The 16,694-nt window shown below is 36.7% G+C and carries 20 protein-coding genes; 15 read left to right on the plus strand and 5 right to left on the minus strand.

The window, feature by feature from the left end; translation table 11 throughout:
- Nucleotides 1–231: 231 nt before the first annotated feature.
- Genes MKL51_RS17455 through MKL51_RS17465 form a run of 3 tightly spaced genes read left to right on the plus strand, consistent with a single transcriptional unit; the run spans nt 232 to nt 2,458 of the window.
- Nucleotides 232–735 carry a YfiR family protein gene (locus tag MKL51_RS17455; RefSeq protein WP_270904376.1) on the plus strand — a complete coding sequence of 168 codons (504 nt, stop codon included), beginning with the start codon at nt 232–234 and terminating at the stop codon, nt 733–735.
- Between the two features lie 5 nt (nt 736–740).
- On the plus strand, nt 741–1,964 hold the full coding sequence (locus MKL51_RS17460; RefSeq protein ID WP_270904377.1) for a diguanylate cyclase domain-containing protein: 1,224 nt from the start codon (nt 741–743) through the stop codon (nt 1,962–1,964).
- Nucleotides 1,965–1,978: 14 nt separating this feature from the next.
- Complete coding sequence (locus MKL51_RS17465) at nt 1,979–2,458, plus strand: OmpA family protein (protein ID WP_002117846.1); 480 nt, start codon at nt 1,979–1,981, stop codon at nt 2,456–2,458.
- 50 nt (nt 2,459–2,508) lie between these two features.
- On the opposite strand, the gene MKL51_RS17470 is transcribed toward MKL51_RS17465, so the two are convergent.
- On the minus strand, nt 2,509–3,519 hold the full coding sequence (locus MKL51_RS17470) for a metallophosphoesterase (RefSeq protein ID WP_005065230.1): 1,011 nt from the start codon (nt 3,517–3,519) through the stop codon (nt 2,509–2,511).
- 106 nt (nt 3,520–3,625) lie between these two features.
- Between MKL51_RS17470 and MKL51_RS17475 the strand changes: the two genes are divergently transcribed.
- Complete coding sequence (locus tag MKL51_RS17475; protein ID WP_017482418.1) at nt 3,626–5,251, plus strand: phospholipase D family protein; 1,626 nt, start codon at nt 3,626–3,628, stop codon at nt 5,249–5,251.
- Here the strand turns inward: MKL51_RS17475 and MKL51_RS17480 are convergent, their stop codons facing one another.
- Nucleotides 5,252–6,061 (minus strand): lysophospholipid acyltransferase family protein, encoded by an 810-nt coding sequence (locus MKL51_RS17480; RefSeq protein WP_017482419.1) that lies wholly within the window; start codon nt 6,059–6,061, stop codon nt 5,252–5,254. It lies immediately after the preceding gene.
- Nucleotides 6,062–6,279: 218 nt separating this feature from the next.
- Between MKL51_RS17480 and hflX the strand changes: the two genes are divergently transcribed.
- The 4 genes from hflX to MKL51_RS17500 all read left to right on the plus strand — a co-directional run bounded on the left by hflX (nt 6,280) and on the right by MKL51_RS17500 (nt 9,240).
- Nucleotides 6,280–7,623: a ribosome rescue GTPase HflX gene (hflX, locus tag MKL51_RS17485; protein ID WP_017482420.1), complete on the plus strand. Its 1,344-nt coding sequence runs from the start codon at nt 6,280–6,282 to the stop codon at nt 7,621–7,623.
- A gap of 33 nt (nt 7,624–7,656) precedes the next feature.
- Complete coding sequence (locus MKL51_RS17490) at nt 7,657–8,028, plus strand: hypothetical protein (protein ID WP_016143025.1); 372 nt, start codon at nt 7,657–7,659, stop codon at nt 8,026–8,028.
- A 10-nt stretch (nt 8,029–8,038) separates the two neighbouring features.
- On the plus strand, nt 8,039–8,713 hold the full coding sequence (locus MKL51_RS17495; protein ID WP_017482421.1) for an LrgB family protein: 675 nt from the start codon (nt 8,039–8,041) through the stop codon (nt 8,711–8,713).
- Nucleotides 8,714–8,796: 83 nt separating this feature from the next.
- Nucleotides 8,797–9,240: a DUF2147 domain-containing protein gene (locus MKL51_RS17500; RefSeq protein ID WP_017482422.1), complete on the plus strand. Its 444-nt coding sequence runs from the start codon at nt 8,797–8,799 to the stop codon at nt 9,238–9,240.
- A gap of 98 nt (nt 9,241–9,338) precedes the next feature.
- Here MKL51_RS17500 and MKL51_RS17505 read toward each other — a convergent pair whose 3' ends face one another.
- From MKL51_RS17505 to pdxA, 3 genes are read right to left on the minus strand one after another with little or no spacing between them, the layout of a single operon-like run.
- Nucleotides 9,339–10,175: a symmetrical bis(5'-nucleosyl)-tetraphosphatase gene (locus MKL51_RS17505; RefSeq protein WP_017482423.1), complete on the minus strand. Its 837-nt coding sequence runs from the start codon at nt 10,173–10,175 to the stop codon at nt 9,339–9,341.
- Complete coding sequence (rsmA, locus tag MKL51_RS17510; RefSeq protein WP_005065242.1) at nt 10,176–10,988, minus strand: 16S rRNA (adenine(1518)-N(6)/adenine(1519)-N(6))-dimethyltransferase RsmA; 813 nt, start codon at nt 10,986–10,988, stop codon at nt 10,176–10,178.
- 23 nt (nt 10,989–11,011) lie between these two features.
- A complete protein-coding gene (pdxA, locus tag MKL51_RS17515) occupies nt 11,012–11,995 on the minus strand; it encodes a 4-hydroxythreonine-4-phosphate dehydrogenase PdxA (protein WP_080613012.1) in 984 nt (327 codons plus the stop codon).
- Nucleotides 11,996–12,168: 173 nt separating this feature from the next.
- Between pdxA and rplM the strand changes: the two genes are divergently transcribed.
- The 7 genes from rplM to MKL51_RS17550 all read left to right on the plus strand — a co-directional run bounded on the left by rplM (nt 12,169) and on the right by MKL51_RS17550 (nt 16,688).
- Complete coding sequence (rplM, locus tag MKL51_RS17520; protein WP_002117832.1) at nt 12,169–12,597, plus strand: 50S ribosomal protein L13; 429 nt, start codon at nt 12,169–12,171, stop codon at nt 12,595–12,597.
- A 12-nt stretch (nt 12,598–12,609) separates the two neighbouring features.
- Complete coding sequence (gene rpsI / locus MKL51_RS17525) at nt 12,610–12,996, plus strand: 30S ribosomal protein S9 (RefSeq protein ID WP_002048725.1); 387 nt, start codon at nt 12,610–12,612, stop codon at nt 12,994–12,996.
- A 174-nt stretch (nt 12,997–13,170) separates the two neighbouring features.
- On the plus strand, nt 13,171–13,824 hold the full coding sequence (locus MKL51_RS17530; protein WP_005065247.1) for a glutathione S-transferase N-terminal domain-containing protein: 654 nt from the start codon (nt 13,171–13,173) through the stop codon (nt 13,822–13,824).
- Between the two features lie 6 nt (nt 13,825–13,830).
- Nucleotides 13,831–14,265: a ClpXP protease specificity-enhancing factor gene (locus tag MKL51_RS17535; protein ID WP_005804921.1), complete on the plus strand. Its 435-nt coding sequence runs from the start codon at nt 13,831–13,833 to the stop codon at nt 14,263–14,265.
- A gap of 17 nt (nt 14,266–14,282) precedes the next feature.
- Nucleotides 14,283–14,939: a hypothetical protein gene (locus MKL51_RS17540; protein WP_005065252.1), complete on the plus strand. Its 657-nt coding sequence runs from the start codon at nt 14,283–14,285 to the stop codon at nt 14,937–14,939.
- A gap of 340 nt (nt 14,940–15,279) precedes the next feature.
- Entirely contained in the window at nt 15,280–15,639 is a 360-nt protein-coding gene (locus MKL51_RS17545; protein ID WP_002117827.1) for a hypothetical protein, read from the plus strand.
- An 83-nt stretch (nt 15,640–15,722) separates the two neighbouring features.
- Nucleotides 15,723–16,688 carry a hypothetical protein gene (locus tag MKL51_RS17550; RefSeq protein ID WP_005074839.1) on the plus strand — a complete coding sequence of 322 codons (966 nt, stop codon included), beginning with the start codon at nt 15,723–15,725 and terminating at the stop codon, nt 16,686–16,688.
- The last annotated feature ends 6 nt before the right edge of the window (nt 16,689–16,694 follow it).

The raw sequence follows: 16,694 nt of genomic DNA on the forward strand, positions 1-16,694 counted from the left end.
CAATCTAATCACAAGTAACTGTTTTTCAACAAGTTTCTATCTGCATCACCGCCGATGGATGTGCATTATAGACCATCTCATCCCCTTTGCAACCCTTTTTTTAAATCAATATCATCAACTGGATACTTTTTAAGCTTTTTGGTCGCTTTTAGATGAGATATTAAACTTTTTTTACGTTATCAACTTCATGTAGAATAGATTATTCGTGCAATAGTTTGGCATTAACTCACCATGTGGCAGTTCGCTAAAAAAGTATTTGTTTGCATACTTGTAGTGCTTGCTACGAGTGGGCCTTGTTATGCCAATTCAAAACATAATTTCTATGTACTTACTTTATCTATCCTAAGCTACAGTAAGTGGGAGAATGTAAATACTCCTACTCTTTGTGTAATTGATAACCCTTCTATTACATCTACTTTTCAATCTTATATCCAGCAAATGTCTTATAATTATCGTGTTCAAACTGTAAATGCGAAAGATTTTGCTCGGTCACATTGTCAGGCTGTCTATTTTTCTAGTACTTCTCCGCAGCAACAACAAAACCTTATTCAAAACTATCCTTATCATTCTTTACTTTCTTTAAGTATTAATAATTCAGAGTGCGAGATAGGAAGTATCTTTTGTTTATATACTCAGAATAATTACACTACCTTTAAAGTTAACTTAGATGCTTTAAGTCACTCCAAAGTCCATATTGATCCGAGAGTATTGCTCTTCGCTAAGAATGCGGAGTAAGGATCATGATATCAAAGTTGTATCAGTCCACTTCACTACACTCATTATTTAGAAAATCTCAATTTACTATTTTTGCTATTACTTTTTTCATTTGCTCTTTTACGTTTGTCTCAATTTCTGTTTTTACTATGGAAACTTATGCCAAACAGAATTTGCAATTGCTTAGTCATACTCTATTAGAGCGTATTCAGCCCGCAGTCGTGTTTAATGATAAAATTACAATAGAGCAGATTTTGAATGAGTACACGAATGATCATTCAATTCGTACTATTCATATTTACGATTCAGAACATCATCTGATCGCCCAAAGTTTTAAATTATCAAGTCAAACTTCAATTTTAGAAGGCTGGTTTGATCATTGGTTTTTAAATGAGCCTGTTCATCTTACAATTTATCATCATGAACAAAATGTAGGTGAACTTACACTTTTTGGTAGCTCTGAAAAAATATTGCAGTTCCTAAAAATGATTATGGTAGGGCTTGCGATTGCAATGTTGTTTATTGTTTGCGCTTTATGGTGGTCAGTAAATCTAACTTATCGTCAAATTATGCAGGCTATTTACCCACTTACTAATATTGCTCAAATTGTAAGTGAACAAAAAGCTTATAATCTTCGCTTCCCTTACAACCGAATTAAAGAATTTCAAGATTTAAATACCGTTTTTAACGAGTTACTTGAAGAAATTCAAATATGGGATAATCAGCTGCAAAAGGAAAATCGTAAATTATCCTTTCAGGCTCATCACGACCAACTCACCTTATTACCTAATAGACATTATTTTTATCAAATCCTTTTAGACATGTTTGAAGATAAAGGGTTTGATAATAAGTCTGCATTATTATTTATAGATAACAACAACTTCAAAGCAATTAATGACCAATTTGGCCATTTAGCTGGCGATGAAGTTTTAAAAGAAATGGCGAATCGCCTGCAAACTCGTTTACGTCATCAAGATTTTATTGCACGGTTAGGTGGTGATGAATTTGCTGTCATTTTGCATTCCATTAGTCATGCTGATCATTTAATATCTATTGCTGAAAATTTACTCGAAAGCTGTAAAGAACCTTTGCATCTAAATGGTCAAACCATTTACTTCAGTTTCAGTGTAGGTATTGCTTTATCACAATTTGCATCTAGCCCCGAAGATTTCATTATGCAAGCAGATCAAGCAATGTATAAGGCTAAAAATTCGGATGAACACTGGTTTATCTATAAACCTGAAAATTAAATTTAGGCTAATCTATGAATACAAGATCTTTAAAACTCTCTTTTATTGCATTGCTATGCATTACTCTTGCAGGGTGCCTGAGTTTTGGTCCATTAAAATATCGTCAAGTAAAATTGCTCAAAAAAGAAGGTTTCGTTCTTACTGATGAAGGCTGGACTTTAGGTTTACCAGAACGCTTGTTATTTGACTTTAATAATGCACAGTTAAAACAAAGTCATGAAGCTGAGTTAGTACGTCTGGCAAATCAACTGAATAAATATGACCTGAATAAATTGAAAATTGTTGGTCATACTGATGATGTTGGTGATGCTACATATAACCAAAAGTTATCTGAAGAGCGTGCTCAAAGTGTGGCAAACCTTTTCTTAACACGTGGATTTAAAAAAGAAAACATTTACGTGATTGGTCGTGGTTCAACGCAACCTTATGTACCAAATACAACCAATGAAAACCGTGCGATTAACCGACGTGTTGCGATTGTCGTTATTCCATAAGTAGATTTAACTCATAAAAAAGCCAATCCTCTGTGATTGGCTTTTTTATTTTAAACTAGCTCAATAATATCAATGGTTGGTGGCACTCTGAAACGCAAAGGAATTCCAACCATTCCTGTGCCAACGGTAACAAAGACATCCGCATGCTCATGAGAGTAGAAACCGCGCTTATGACCTAAAATTGATACTTTTTTCATAATATAGTTAGTCAACCATGGAAGCTCTACCTGCCCTCCATGTGTATGCCCAGATAACATTAATGGTCGATTCGGTAATTTAGGTACCATATCTACCGTATCAGGGTTATGAGATAAAATTAACCAAGGCTTGTCTTGCGGTAAATCTGGCATAGAACGCATATCGGTTTTGCCTGCCCAGAGGTCACCAATACCAATTAAACGAAATTCTTCAAAATCAACAATCTTACCTTCGATATCAACAACTTCATTATAAAATAGGGCATCTTTTAATAGTTGCTGAATCGGTGGGCCAGGATATTGCTCATCATGATTTCCAGGAACCGAATATACAGGCGCCTGAATTTCTTTTAAAACACTTAATTCTTCAATCAATCTGTCTTCTGGCTCATATGTCCAATCACCAGCGACTACCACTAAATCAGGTTGCTGTTCATTTAATTTTCTAACTATGGTTTTGAGCTGACGTTCATGCCCTGAAAATAAACCAATATGTAAATCTGCAATTAAGGCTACTTTTACTGGCTTATCAAAACTACGATCTGGGTTTAAGCGATATTGATGAGTATCGACACGCACTAAATGAGGTTCGATAAATCGGGCGTAAATTAACACGCCACTTAAGAAAAAGATGAAAATACCTTGATGAATTGAGTAGTAACCAATCCAAGCAGCATATAAATTAAAAAACCAGAGAGGAATAAGTAGATAAGAGAGATAAAATGCGAGTAGATGTACAAAAGCTTTAAATGGATGAATCGTCTCGGTTCGTGATTGATGAATCCAAGCCTCAGAAATTCCCCATAGAGCAAGTATTGAAAAAATAAAGTAAAAACAAAAAATGATTGAATTTGGATTCCACATTACGACTCTCGACTTATCTTATATTGATTGCTAGTAATCAAATTCAATATTTATCTTTCAATATGCACGAATTATACTCTAGCTCACCTTATCGTATGTACTGATTATGGCACAATCCTTTCCTTCCAAACAGCTTCAAACGAATCAACAAGCTAAAGGCTTTTTGATAAAAGCCTCTATAGTCCTATGTTCAAGTTTTGCTGTGGGTTTGACAGGATGTAGTACTCTGCCAAAACATGGTGTTGAGCCAGTACAATATGCAAAAGATATTGATACCTCTGAGACTTCACTTGCCAAAATTATTACACCTTTACGTCAGCAAAATCCAAAGTTAACGGGTTTCCATGTTCTAAATGATCCGCTGGAGGCTCTAGCGGCCCGACTTAGATTAATTGATAAAGCCGAAAAGACTTTAGATTTACAATATTACATTTGGGATAATGACAAAGTTGGTGCTTTAGCCTTGCACGCGATTATTCGTGCAGCTGATCGAGGTGTAAAAGTCCGACTTCTTATTGATGATAATAATGCAAAAAAAATGGAAGGGATTTTACTGGCCCTTTCTCAGCATAAAAATATTGAAGTTAAGCTTTTTAATCCCTACCGTTTCCGCAAATACCGTGCGATGGATATGGTGCTGGATTTAAAACGTATCAATCGTCGTATGCACAATAAAAGTTTTATTGCAGACAATGAGGTTGCTCTTATTGGCGGGCGCAACATGACCAATCAATATTACAATGTAAGCGATAGCTATCAGTTTTCTGATGTCGATGTAATGTTGGTAGGCGCTGCTGTTGATGATATCGTAAATTCGTTTGATGATTACTGGAATCATGAATATGCATATTCAGTTCAAAGTATCGTAAGTCCTGAGCAACACCGTTTACGCTATGAAGGCTTAAAAGAACAACTCGAAGCACACTATCAACAAGCTACCGTTCAAAACTTTTTAAACTTAACCGCAAAATCTCATGCATTTGATCAATGGCTAAATCACAATATTCAATTTGATTGGGTCAAAGCAGAAGTCGTAAAAGACTCACCTGATAAAATCAAATCAAAAGCTAAAAAAGAAGAACACCTGAATTTCCAATTAATTAACCACTTGGAAAAACCAGAAAGTAACGTTGACTTAATCTCTGCTTATTTTATTCCTGAAAAACAAGGTGCCAAGATTTTAAGCACCCTTGCCAAAGAAGGTGTTGAGGTTCGAGTTTTAACGAACTCTTTCAAAGCGAATGACGTTGCTGTTGTACATGCCTTTTATGGGAAATATCGCAAAGAGCTACTTAAAAACGGCGTACAACTTTATGAATTTTTACCAACACCCGATAAAAGAGATTTAAATAAAAATACGGATGAACTTGCAACTAAAGCTAAAGTAAATATGAAAGGTTTAAGCCGTTCAAGTTTGCATACTAAACTTATGGCATTAGATGAGCAGGTTTTTATCGGTTCATTTAACTTTGATCCACGCTCGGCTTATTTAAATACTGAAATTGGCGTAATTTTAGACAGCCCATCGTTGGCTAAAACCATTCACCATACAATGGATGAAAATTTAAATAAATATGCTTATAAATTAAAGCTCGACGCTAACAATCATATTTATTGGCAGCAAGAAACTCCTAATGGTCCTGTAATTTATAGACAGGAACCTGACATGAAATGGTGGCAAAAAGCAGGCATGAAGTTTCTTTCATGGCTGCCAATTGAAGGTTTTATGTAATTAAGTTTTTGGCTTAAGTACTTTTCGATGTAATTGAGCCAAACCTTCTACCATTTTTTCTTGAACTTCGCGCGTTAAACTTTTGACGTCATGCCCTTCCACTGAAATTGGAGGCAAAGTTAATAAATGAGCAGTTACTTTCGGCATTTCCAGTACACGTTGAATATGTTCAGCAAATGTCATGTCCCCGATAAATGGTGCAACCGTATCTAATTGCCCATCTCGGTTTACATAACAAATTAAACATACCTGTACTGGACGTTGTGCTTCAATCGCTGCACCAAGTAATCGTCCATGAACTTTTTTAACAGAATGTCCATCTGTAGTTGTCGCTTCAGGGAAAAATAATACTGGAATATTTTGTTTTAAAAATTCAGCAATTTGCTCACGAATTCTGACTGAATCCCCAGATCCACGCTTAATAAATAACGTTCCACCACTTTTGGCTAAGTTTCCAAGAATAGGCCAATTTTCAATTTCAGCTTTAGCCAGAAAGAAAACTCGTGCACCTGAGCCTAGAACGGCAACATCTAACCAAGAAATATGATTACTTACCCATAAAGCTGGTTCTCTAGGAATTGTGCCATGTACTTCTATATCTAAATTGAAAACCTGACATAAACGGCGGCAAAAGTATTGGACATAACGTGTATTTACAGGATTATTAGGATCTTTATAAAGCCCATGTCGATAAACTAGATAAAAACCTTCACTAATTGCGGCCGTGGCAGAAGTGACCTTTTTTCCGTATAAACCTATTTTTGATAATTTCTTTAACGTTGAATTAACTATACTTTGCGTTTGAGCCATAAAATTTCACTAACGATTAATCATTGTTATACCCATCTCGAGTCATTCTATACGTTTCGTAATAAACTTGCATTGACGATAGAGAACGGCAAATAAAATAAATCTGAACACTAGACTAATCTCATATAACTAATCTAAAGGATAAGAACAAACGCTTTCCCCTTTTGCTTAAGTTTCCTCTAGAATAAAGTTTTCCCATTTTCAGGATTTATAGCCACGTGGAATATGTTGATCGGCATCAAGGCGGTGAACGCACAATCTTAGTGAGTGTTTCTGTACAATTATTAGATGATCTGGATGCCGAAGAGTTTGCTCTACTTGCACAGTCTGCTGGTGCAGATATCCTTGAACATATTAAGGTTCAGCGTAATAAGCCTAATCCTAAATTTTTCATTGGCTCAGGCAAAGTTGAAGAGATTGCAGAACAAGTTCAGGAGCTAGAGGCGAGCCTGGTTATTTTTGACCATGCCTTATCACCTGCTCAAGAACGAAATTTAGAAAGAATATTAAAATGCCGAGTTATTGACCGCACAGGCTTAATCTTAGATATTTTTGCGCTACGTGCCCGTACACATGAAGGTAAGCTACAAGTCGAACTTGCTCAGCTTAAACATTTATCTACTCGTCTTATTCGTGGTTGGTCTGCCGACTTTGAACAACAAAAAGGTGGTATTGGCCTACGTGGTCCCGGTGAAACACAACTAGAGACAGATCGCCGTCTTATTCGTGTTCGTATTACCCAATTAAAAGATAAATTAGACAAAGTACATCAGACTCGTATGCAAGGGCGTGCTGCAAGACAAAAAGCAGCTATTCCAACAGTTTCATTAGTAGGTTATACCAACGCTGGTAAATCGACATTATTTAATATTTTAGCAAATAGTGATGTCTACGCAGCCGATCAACTGTTTGCAACACTCGATCCAACACTACGCCGTTTAGACTGGGATGGTATCGGTACTGTTGTGCTAGCAGATACAGTAGGTTTTGTACGAAACTTACAACATGATTTGGTCGAATCATTCAAAGCAACACTTGAAGAAACACTAGAAGCGACCCTTTTACTGCATGTTATTGATAGTAGTAGCCATGACATGCTTGATCAAATTGAAGCGGTTGAAGGCGTATTAAAAGACATTGGCGCTGATGCTCCTGTACTTCGGGTATACAACAAAATTGACCTGAGCGGTGAAGAGGCCAAAATCATTTATGCTGAGCCACACGTCCCAGATCGAGTGTATGTTTCAGCTCATTCTGGTCAAGGTCTAGATTTACTCCAAAAAGCAGTACAAGAATGCTTAATGGGACAAATTCAAAAGTTTTCACTCGTGCTTAAGCCTGCTTATGGCAAATTACGTACTCAACTTTATGCCTTAAATGTGATTGAGTCTGAACATTATGATGATGCTGGCTTATTACATATTGATGTGAAGATTGCACCACATAAGTTAGAAAAGCTGATTCGCCAAGCAAAATTACCCTTAGATGAAATATTGGGAGAACACGCAAGTCAATTTAAACGTCCCTTGGAAGAGTTTGAAATCAAGGGCGAGATCAGTTAAAACTTGATAAGTAAACTTTTAGAGATAAAAAATATGGATAAGATCAAAAGTATAGACTGGACAGCATGGGTAATCACATTACTACTCATTATTGGTTTTCGTGAAGGCTCTGTCGTCGTTATGCGTGCTTTTGGTCATCCAGAATTAGGTAATCTGGTCGGTCTAATCAGCTTACTTATTATTTTACTGATTTGGAGAAAGTTTAAAAAAATTCCACTTCGAATAGTGGATACCAATAATAAAATCATGAAAGAAAGTGGATTCGCTTTTTTGCCCATTTGTGCAGGTTCATTAATTATGCTTGTACATATGGGTAAGGAAATTCCGTTATTTCTTTTGGTGTTAGTGGTCAGTACCCTTATACCTTTGTGGGTCTATGCAAAAATGGCAAAACGTTGGTTATAAGGAGAATAAAATGTTTACGATTTTCTACGGATTTTTGATCACACTCATTGGTTATCTGTGTGCAAAGCCTTTAAACCGACGTTTCCCGCAAGTTCCACTTTTAGTTTTCGGCATGTTCATTGTAATTGGCCTACTTGCAGTTCTACATGTGCCATATGAGCAATATCGTCTTTATGTGAATGAGTTATTTGGTCATCTATTAGGTTATGTCACTGTGGCCTTAGCCATTCCTTTAGCTGCAATGCGTTACGATGATCTTCCAATTAAATCGGTCATTGGTATTTTACTTTTTGCAAGTATTAGCGCCGTTGCCCTACCTATGGGGCTGGCTTATTTGTTACATATGTCTGAACCCACCATTCTTGCATTTGCCACCCGTGCAGTAACTACTCCAATTGCTCTGAACATCGCAACTTTATTACATGCTCCTGAAACACTTGTGACCCTTATTGTTATTTTGTCTGGGGTAATTGGCGCAGCATTCTCACCATTCTTACTTAAACATATTCATGATGAGAGAGCATCAGGTTTAGCCTTAGGTTTAGCTGCACATGCCATCGGAACAGCTCAAGCTTGGCAACGTGGACCTGTTGCAGGTCGTTACGCTGCATTTGGTATGGCATTGAACGGTGTATTTACTGCAATTTGGCTACCAACATTAATGTTGTCTTTTGGAACACCATAATTAAAAAAGTAGATTAAATAAACGTTGAATGGTCTATCAATTCCCAATAAGATGACCTTTCAATGTTAAAAGGATTTTTAATTATGGGGAAAATTTTTCTTGGAGCTCTGCTCTTATTGGGGATCAATACTGCTACATTTGCAGCAGATATTACAGGTCTTTGGCAAACAATTGATGATAAAACTGGTGCACCCAAAGCACAGGTAGAAATACGAAAAGAAGCGAATGGGACATATGCCGGAAAAATTGTCAAAGTTACACCACGCCCAGGTTATACGCCTAAAGAGATTTGTGATAACTGCCCTGCGCCCTATACCAATAAACCGATTTTAGGTCTGGATATCGCAACAGGTTTAAAACAGACAGATGGACTTAATTATACTGGTGGTAAAATTTTAGATCCAAATACTGGCAAACTTTACGGACTTAAAGCAAAGCTCAGTGCAACTGGCAAACGCTTACATATGCGTGGTTATCTTGGAGTTTCAGCTTTGGGACGCAATCAAATTTGGATTCGCGTAGAATAATAGTTCCCAATAAAAAAGCCGCTTCTGCGGCTTTTTTATTTTTAACTCAGCTACTAGCTTCATCTTACGTTAATAGCAAAGCATTGCTTTGCTTATATTTACACAGGGTTTTCAACAGAAAAAATTTCTTTGTCTTCAAGTCGATAAGCCATTAATTTTCTGCCCCAAACACAGCCACCATCGATATTCTGGATCTGCTCATCAATAGTTCTGCCCTCGAGCGCAGCCCAATGACCAAAAATAATTTGATGAGTTTGTGCCACTTTGCTCGGAAATTCAAACCAAGGTAAATAACCTTCCGGCATTGGTGCATCCAGAGCATCTTTAAAACTAAACTCTAAAGCCCCTTTGGCATTGGTTAAACGCATGCGAGTCAAATAATTGGTAATACAACGTAATCGTGCTGAACCCGTTAAATGATCTTCCCACAAATCTGGTTTTGAACCATACATGTCTGCTAAAAAAGCATCCAATACAGATAAATCTTCGTTTGCGAGTACAGCCTCAACCTCTTTTGCCAACGTTACAGTTTTTTGCGCATCCCAAATACAAGGTATGCCAGCATGAGTAAGGATCGTATGCTCGTTTGGCAATAAACATAATGGCTGTTTACGTAACCAATCGATTAACTCATCACCATCAATCGCATCAATAACGTCTTGGGTACGATCTTTTTCTTTAATCTCTTTTAAACCACGCGCACCCGCAATTAAAGTCAGGTCATGATTTCCAAGTACAGTTGCAGCAGCTCCACGATCAGCAAGCTTTTTAATAAAACGTAATGCCCCTACCGAGTTTTCACCACGTGCGACTAAATCACCAGCAAACCATAAAAAGTCTTGATCTGGATCAAAACGTATTTCTTTAAGCAAGGCTTTTAGAGCTTCAAAACACCCCTGCACATCGCCAATAACATAGTTAAAACGCTTAGTCATTTACGCCACCATTTGATCGGCTAAAGCAACAAATTGGGCAAGTGTTAAGGTCTCTGGACGAGCCATTGGATCAACACCAGCTTTTTCAAAGCCATCTTCTGCAATCATACCTTTAAGACTGTTTCTTAAAGTTTTGCGGCGCTGAGTAAATACATGGGCAACCAGTCGAGCTAAAGCTTTTTCATCTTTTGCTGTAATTGGCTTTTGATCATAAGGAACAAGGCGGAAAACAGCACTCGTTACTTTAGGGGGTGGGTTAAATGCACCAGCCGGCACTTCAAATAAAAATGTTGGTTGACAGTAATATTGAATCATTACCGACAAGCGTCCATATTCTTTTGTATTCGGTTCAGCAGTAATACGGTCAACCACCTCTTTTTGCAGCATAAAGTGCATATCTTTAACTTTGCTGCCAAATTCCAAGAGATGAAAGAGTAATGGGGTTGAAATGTTATAAGGTAAGTTACCGACTACACGTAATGGTCGGCCATCTTTTACCAATTCGCTAAAGTCATATTTTAATGCATCAGCTTCTATAATCGTCAAACGTTCAGGATGTGGAACACGTTCTGGTAGCCCAGCAGCTAAGTCACGATCTAGCTCCACTACTGTTAATGCATCACACTCACCAATTAAAGGAGAGGTTAAGGCAGCTAAACCAGGTCCAATCTCGACAATATTGTCGCCTGTACGCGGACTTACAGAACGCACAATTTTGGCAATGACTCGCTGATCATGTAAGAAGTTTTGACCAAAACGTTTACGAGCTTTATGCCCTTCATCTTTCGGGTTTAGGGCATTAATTTGATACATAGAACATTTCCAACATGAAAAATTTAGCTCGCTGCTAAAGATAAAGCTAAATCAACAGCGACATTTAAACTTGAGCTTTTTGCCAAACCAGTCCCAGCCAAAGACAACGCAGTGCCATGGTCAACCGAAGTTCGAATGAAAGGCAAACCCAATGTAATATTGATGGCTTCACCAAACCCTTGTGATTTTAACACAGGTAAACCTTGATCATGGTACATGGCAAGTACAGCGTCTGCATTTTTAAGATGTTCTGGAGTAAACAAGGTATCTGCCGGCAAGCTTAAACTCATTTTAAACCCTTGCGCTCGATAACTTTCGAGTACTGGATTAATGGTATCAATCTCTTCACGGCCCAAATAACCATCTTCACCTGCATGAGGATTTAAACCACACACGAGTACACGTGGGTCTGTAATCTTAAATTTAGTTTTTAAGTCATGCAGTAAAATATCAATGACCTGATGCAATCGCTCTTTGGTAATTGCATCCGCTACATCTCTTAAGGGTAAATGTGTAGTTGCTAAGGCTACACGTAAAGTTTTGGTTGCAAGCATCATTACGACACGCTCTACACCTGCAAACTCTTGATAGTATTCAGTGTGACCACTAAACAAAATACCAGCATCATTAATAACCGATTTTTGCACAGGTGCCGTGGCTACTCCCACACTTTTACCAGACATTGCATAATCAGCTGAACGACGCAGTTGCTCTAATACATAAGCTGCATTAGCTGGGTTTAATTGACCATCAATGACAGCTGCTTCTAAAGGCACATGTTCTATATAGAGTTCATTCAGAGATGACGATTCAGGCTGTCCGGTATATTCTATAAATTGAATATCGACCCCAATTTTTTGGGCACGTTGCTCTAATAAGTCTCTGTCACCCAAGATAACAACAGGGCGTTCATCAACCCGCTTAGCCAAGCTCAAACAGATATCTGGACCAATACCAGCCGGCTCACCGGAAGTGACATATAATGGCAGCACAATCACTCCAGACACATAACAAGAATTTGTTTGATTTTAACATATCTGACATTCATCAGTTTATGGATTAAATTATATGGCTTAAACTGGATTTTTCTTGTGAGTTTGGACAAACTCGTTTAGAATGCTCGCTCCTTTTGTTTGGACAGATTCCATAGTCCAAACCAACTATAATAGGTAGTGGTTTAATGAAAACTCTCAGCGCTAAGCCAGCTGAAGTTCAACATGACTGGTATGTTGTTGATGCTTCTGGCAAAACTTTAGGTCGCCTTGCGACTGAAATCGCTCGTCGTTTACGCGGTAAGCACAAAACTTCTTATACTCCTCACGTTGACACTGGCGATTACATCGTTGTGATTAATGCTGAACAAGTTCAAGTGACTGGTAAAAAATCACTTGATAAGAAATATTATCGCCATACTGGTTTCCCTGGTGGTATCCGTGAGACTAACTTCGAGAAGTTAATTGCTCACAAACCTGAAGCTGTTCTTGAAAAAGCGGTTAAAGGCATGTTACCAAAAGGTCCTCTTGGTTATGCAATGATCAAAAAAATGAAAGTGTACGCTGGTACTGAGCATCCGCATGCTGCTCAACAGCCACAAGTTTTGGACATCTAAGGGATACAGCACATGGCTACTAATTATGGTACAGGTCGCCGTAAGACCGCAACTGCACGTGTTTTCTTGTCAGCTGGTACAGGTAAACTCGTTATTAACAACCGTACTTTAGAGCAATATTTCGGTCGTGAAACTGCTCGTATGGTTGTTCGTCAACCTTTAGAACTTTTAGAAGTTACTGAAAAGTTTGACCTTTACATCACTGTTAAAGGTGGTGGTATCGGTGGTCAAGCTGGCGCGATCCGTCACGGTATTACTCGTGCGCTTATCGCTGCTGACGAAACTTTAAAACCTGTTCTACGTCAAGCTGGTTTCGTTACTCGTGATGCTCGTGAAGTTGAACGTAAGAAACTTGGTTTACGTAAAGCTCGTAAACGTCCTCAATTCTCTAAACGTTAATTCGTTTATCGAGTTGGACAAAAAGCCTTGGATTTTTCCAAGGCTTTTTTATTATGAAAATAGAGCCACAAAATGCAAACTTATAAATATAAACAAACTATCTCTTTAGAACCGTGATTTCCTACAGCATTTTTAGTATCCTAATCGATTCACTCAACCACGTCGTCTTGTGATATGTCGGTCGAAAACACCTCTATTCAGGGGATTACCCTTTACAGTCATGCTGATGATTTCCGTTCTCATTGGATTCGTTTCTTATTAGCAGAAAAACAAATCAAATATCAATTAATCATAACTGACCATGAAGACGAAGATTTAGCCAGCTTAAATCCTTACAACCAATTACCAATGTTGGTCGAACAAAACCTTAAATTATTTTCAGCACCTATCATCGCTGAATATTTAGATGATCGTTATCGCCAAAGCAAGCTTTATGCAGATGCACCTATGATGCGTGCAGAACAGCGTCAGTATATCTGGAGACTTGAAAACGACTGGTTTAAGTTAGCAGATCACATGTTAAAACATGCTGACTCACTAAATGTCGAACAAAAGCAAAAAGCTCAAAAAGAACTACGTGAAACATTAATTTCACTTACTCCCCTATTTCAGCATTTTCCGTATTTCATGTCTGAGAATTTTACAATCTTAGACTGCATGCTTGCCCCTATCTTTTTAAGATTAAATAGCATGGGAATTGATTTACCCAAACAGCACTGTCGACCTATATTTTTGTACTGTAAACGTATCTTTGAACGGCCTTCTTTTGCTAAATCAATGACGCCTCAAGAGAAAAACCGTTACAATGAACTATTAAATATGGAATAGCGTGATATGTCTGAGCAAACTATTGATTTAACCCCTACACGTCCTTATCTTGCTCGTGCAATCTATGAATGGATTTGTGATAACCAGCTTACTCCTTATCTATTAGTTGATGCGACACAACCGTATACCGACGTTCCGCAACAATTTGTTAAAGATGGGCAAATTGTTCTAAATATTGTACCCCATGCAGTTCATCAATTGCTTATTACCAATGAAGCTATTACTTTTTCAGCTCGTTTTGGCGGAGCATCAAAAGACATTTATGTTCCTATTCAAGCTGTTCTAGGGATTTACGCACGTGAGAATGGACAAGGTTTATTCTTTGATCCTGAAGAATATGCCAATGTAACACCTGTAGAAAATACAGTAGAGTCAGAAGTACAAGAAGCAACTGAAACAACATCGACTAAGAAAAAACCATCGTTAAGAATTTTAGATTAAATTTAGAGGAAGAAAGCATGGCATTTGATTTAGTCCAATACTTTGCTGAGCAGATAAAAATTCAAAAGCCTCAGCTTTTAAATCAATATCCAGTTAATGAAAAAAATAAACTGATTGATGAGGTGAATATTCTTACGCTTGGAAAACTGATTAGTTTATGGCGTCAGAATGATAATAAGATTTATCAAGAAATCAAAACCTCAGATCCACTTTATATTCAAGAAGTTGCTCGTCATTTAACGACTTCTAAACATAATCAGTCGACTTTAAAAAATTCAGAACTAGAACAGAGTATTTCTGAAATTTTAACTTTGCAGTTAGCAGAACTTAATCAGCTCGATGAAACAGGTGGTTTTGGACATAATGGCTTAAAAGAGTTAATTTTAGGTCAGATTGAACACTTATCAGGTCAAGCTGAAGATTGGGTTTGGTCAACAAACCACCTAAATGAATTAATTGGTTCTAAACCTGTGGAACAAGAAGAGCTATCATTGGATACAACAATGAAGGAGTTCAACCAAATGGTTCACCAAGCCCAACCTCATCATGATGACGTGCATATTGAAGAACAAGCTGCCGAAATTTCTGTACCTACATGGTCAAAAATTGTTGCCCCTGTAGTTGCTTTAGCAATTTTGGGTTACTTATATTGTATTTATACTCAGCTCGTTTAGTTCACTTATTGCTATAAAGGGGAATTCATTATTTCCCCTTTTTTTATTATTAAAATTAGAACATTTTATCTACAAGTATTTTATTAATATTCTATTACAATTATTTTATCCAGATTTTAAAATATATAATGTTAAACTCAGCACAGTATTAAAATTAAAACGTAAAAACAATCTTATAATATTTTCTATGGCCTGACATTTTGTGTCACTTATTTCCCAAAACAACAATTTTACTTTTTATTTAATTTATTGACTTCAAATTGAGCAAAAATATAATGAATTTCAGCTACTTTTAGGAAAAAGTAGTAAATATAATTTTAGAATCCTGAGAGATAAAAAAATGGCTAAACTTTCTTTAGATAGCTTAACGACAATTGATGGTTTTATTGCTTCTGCACTTGTTGATTCAGAAAGTGGATTGTCACTTGCAACACAAGGTGGTGGGGAAATTGATTTAGAATTGGCTGCTGCTGGTAATACAGAAGTCATTCGCGCAAAGCGCAATGTAGCTAATGCATTGAAGTTAAATGATAATATTGAGGATATTTTAATTACCTTAGGTAAGGCTTACCATTTAATTCGACCTTTAGAAAGTAATAATAATTTGTTCCTTTACTTAGTACTCGACCGTAGCAAATCAAATTTGGCTATGGCTCGTCATGAGTTAAAGTCATTTGAAAAAGAGCTCGATTTCAGTTAAGTGATTTAGTTTATGCTCTTTATATTCATTATAAAGAGCATAAAAAATCATTATATCAATTTATAAAAATTTAAAATGATACTATGGATAGTCATTGCATAAATATTGCAGTTTCAGGTTTAAGCTTAAAAGTTTCAGATGAATTAAAAATATTAATCCGCAATCTAATATCAAATCAATATGGTATTAACTGGGTTAATATTTCCAGTAATCATATTGACTTATTAATCATTAACGAAAACTTTTTTGATGCAGATAATATTCAAAATATTCTTCACAAGAAAAAATTTCTTTATTTAAAAGTTACGAAAACAGCTTCAGAAAATAGAAATTCTATTTATGAACACACCTTACATCTACCAGTAGAAAAAACAGAACCTCTATTAGAATGGCTAGAGGACAATTTATTGTCCTCTTTAGATCAGACAAACTTTGCTGTAGTTTCTGATTTATCAAATGAGCCTCCATTCATTGATAATAAATTTATAAGGAATTTGCACAGTTCAGAAAACCCTAGGCTACACATCTTTGATGATAAAGGCACTTTAGCGATTATTGATAATAGAACTCAAATTGCTTGGTTGGAGCCCTCTCGTCAAAAAACACAAACTAATATGAGCTTTAACTTTGCTTTTGCAAAAACATCTGATTTTACTAAGGTTTCTCGTAAAAAAGATTATTATGTACAAGACTGGTTATGGAATCTGATTTGGACTTCAAACAATTTTGAGAATCTAGCCTCGAAGGATAGTTATTTTAAAATTGACTATTGGCCACAGCCCTATCAAAAAGAATATAGAAAAGTGAGCCTACAACTCTCCGCATGCTTTATACAAGGCGCAAAAATTACTGATGTGGCTAAACAGCTTAACTTATCAATCAATGACGTCTTACGCTTCGTTACCGCTTGTTTAATGGCAAATAATGGAAAATTTATTTCTGCAAATAAATGTGCTTACACACCAAATTTTTATTTAGAAAATTCAAATACAGACAATCATTTTTTTAAAAATTTTATAGGGAAAATTAGACGGCGTTTTGGTCTTTAAGGGAAG

The sequence above is a fragment of the Acinetobacter sp. AOR18_HL genome, from assembly GCF_027855145.1.
Lineage (GTDB): Bacteria > Pseudomonadota > Gammaproteobacteria > Pseudomonadales > Moraxellaceae > Acinetobacter > Acinetobacter pittii.

What these genes read in the sequence shown, in the direction of transcription:
- MKL51_RS17540 (WP_005065252.1), top strand. Translation starts at nt 14,283, where the DNA reads ATGGCATTTGATTTAGTCCAATACTTTGCTGAGCAGATAAAAATTCAA.
- rplM (WP_002117832.1), top strand. Translation starts at nt 12,169, where the DNA reads ATGAAAACTCTCAGCGCTAAGCCAGCTGAAGTTCAACATGACTGGTAT.
- MKL51_RS17455 (WP_270904376.1), top strand. Translation starts at nt 232, where the DNA reads ATGTGGCAGTTCGCTAAAAAAGTATTTGTTTGCATACTTGTAGTGCTT.
- MKL51_RS17460 (WP_270904377.1), top strand. Translation starts at nt 741, where the DNA reads ATGATATCAAAGTTGTATCAGTCCACTTCACTACACTCATTATTTAGA.
- MKL51_RS17500 (WP_017482422.1), top strand. Translation starts at nt 8,797, where the DNA reads ATGGGGAAAATTTTTCTTGGAGCTCTGCTCTTATTGGGGATCAATACT.
- MKL51_RS17470 (WP_005065230.1), bottom strand. Translation starts at nt 3,519, where the DNA reads ATGTGGAATCCAAATTCAATCATTTTTTGTTTTTACTTTATTTTTTCA.
- MKL51_RS17490 (WP_016143025.1), top strand. Translation starts at nt 7,657, where the DNA reads ATGGATAAGATCAAAAGTATAGACTGGACAGCATGGGTAATCACATTA.
- MKL51_RS17495 (WP_017482421.1), top strand. Translation starts at nt 8,039, where the DNA reads ATGTTTACGATTTTCTACGGATTTTTGATCACACTCATTGGTTATCTG.
- rpsI (WP_002048725.1), top strand. Translation starts at nt 12,610, where the DNA reads ATGGCTACTAATTATGGTACAGGTCGCCGTAAGACCGCAACTGCACGT.
- MKL51_RS17480 (WP_017482419.1), bottom strand. Translation starts at nt 6,061, where the DNA reads ATGGCTCAAACGCAAAGTATAGTTAATTCAACGTTAAAGAAATTATCA.
- MKL51_RS17535 (WP_005804921.1), top strand. Translation starts at nt 13,831, where the DNA reads ATGTCTGAGCAAACTATTGATTTAACCCCTACACGTCCTTATCTTGCT.
- MKL51_RS17505 (WP_017482423.1), bottom strand. Translation starts at nt 10,175, where the DNA reads ATGACTAAGCGTTTTAACTATGTTATTGGCGATGTGCAGGGGTGTTTT.
- MKL51_RS17550 (WP_005074839.1), top strand. Translation starts at nt 15,723, where the DNA reads ATGGATAGTCATTGCATAAATATTGCAGTTTCAGGTTTAAGCTTAAAA.
- rsmA (WP_005065242.1), bottom strand. Translation starts at nt 10,988, where the DNA reads ATGTATCAAATTAATGCCCTAAACCCGAAAGATGAAGGGCATAAAGCT.
- MKL51_RS17465 (WP_002117846.1), top strand. Translation starts at nt 1,979, where the DNA reads ATGAATACAAGATCTTTAAAACTCTCTTTTATTGCATTGCTATGCATT.
- MKL51_RS17475 (WP_017482418.1), top strand. Translation starts at nt 3,626, where the DNA reads ATGGCACAATCCTTTCCTTCCAAACAGCTTCAAACGAATCAACAAGCT.
- MKL51_RS17545 (WP_002117827.1), top strand. Translation starts at nt 15,280, where the DNA reads ATGGCTAAACTTTCTTTAGATAGCTTAACGACAATTGATGGTTTTATT.
- MKL51_RS17530 (WP_005065247.1), top strand. Translation starts at nt 13,171, where the DNA reads ATGTCGGTCGAAAACACCTCTATTCAGGGGATTACCCTTTACAGTCAT.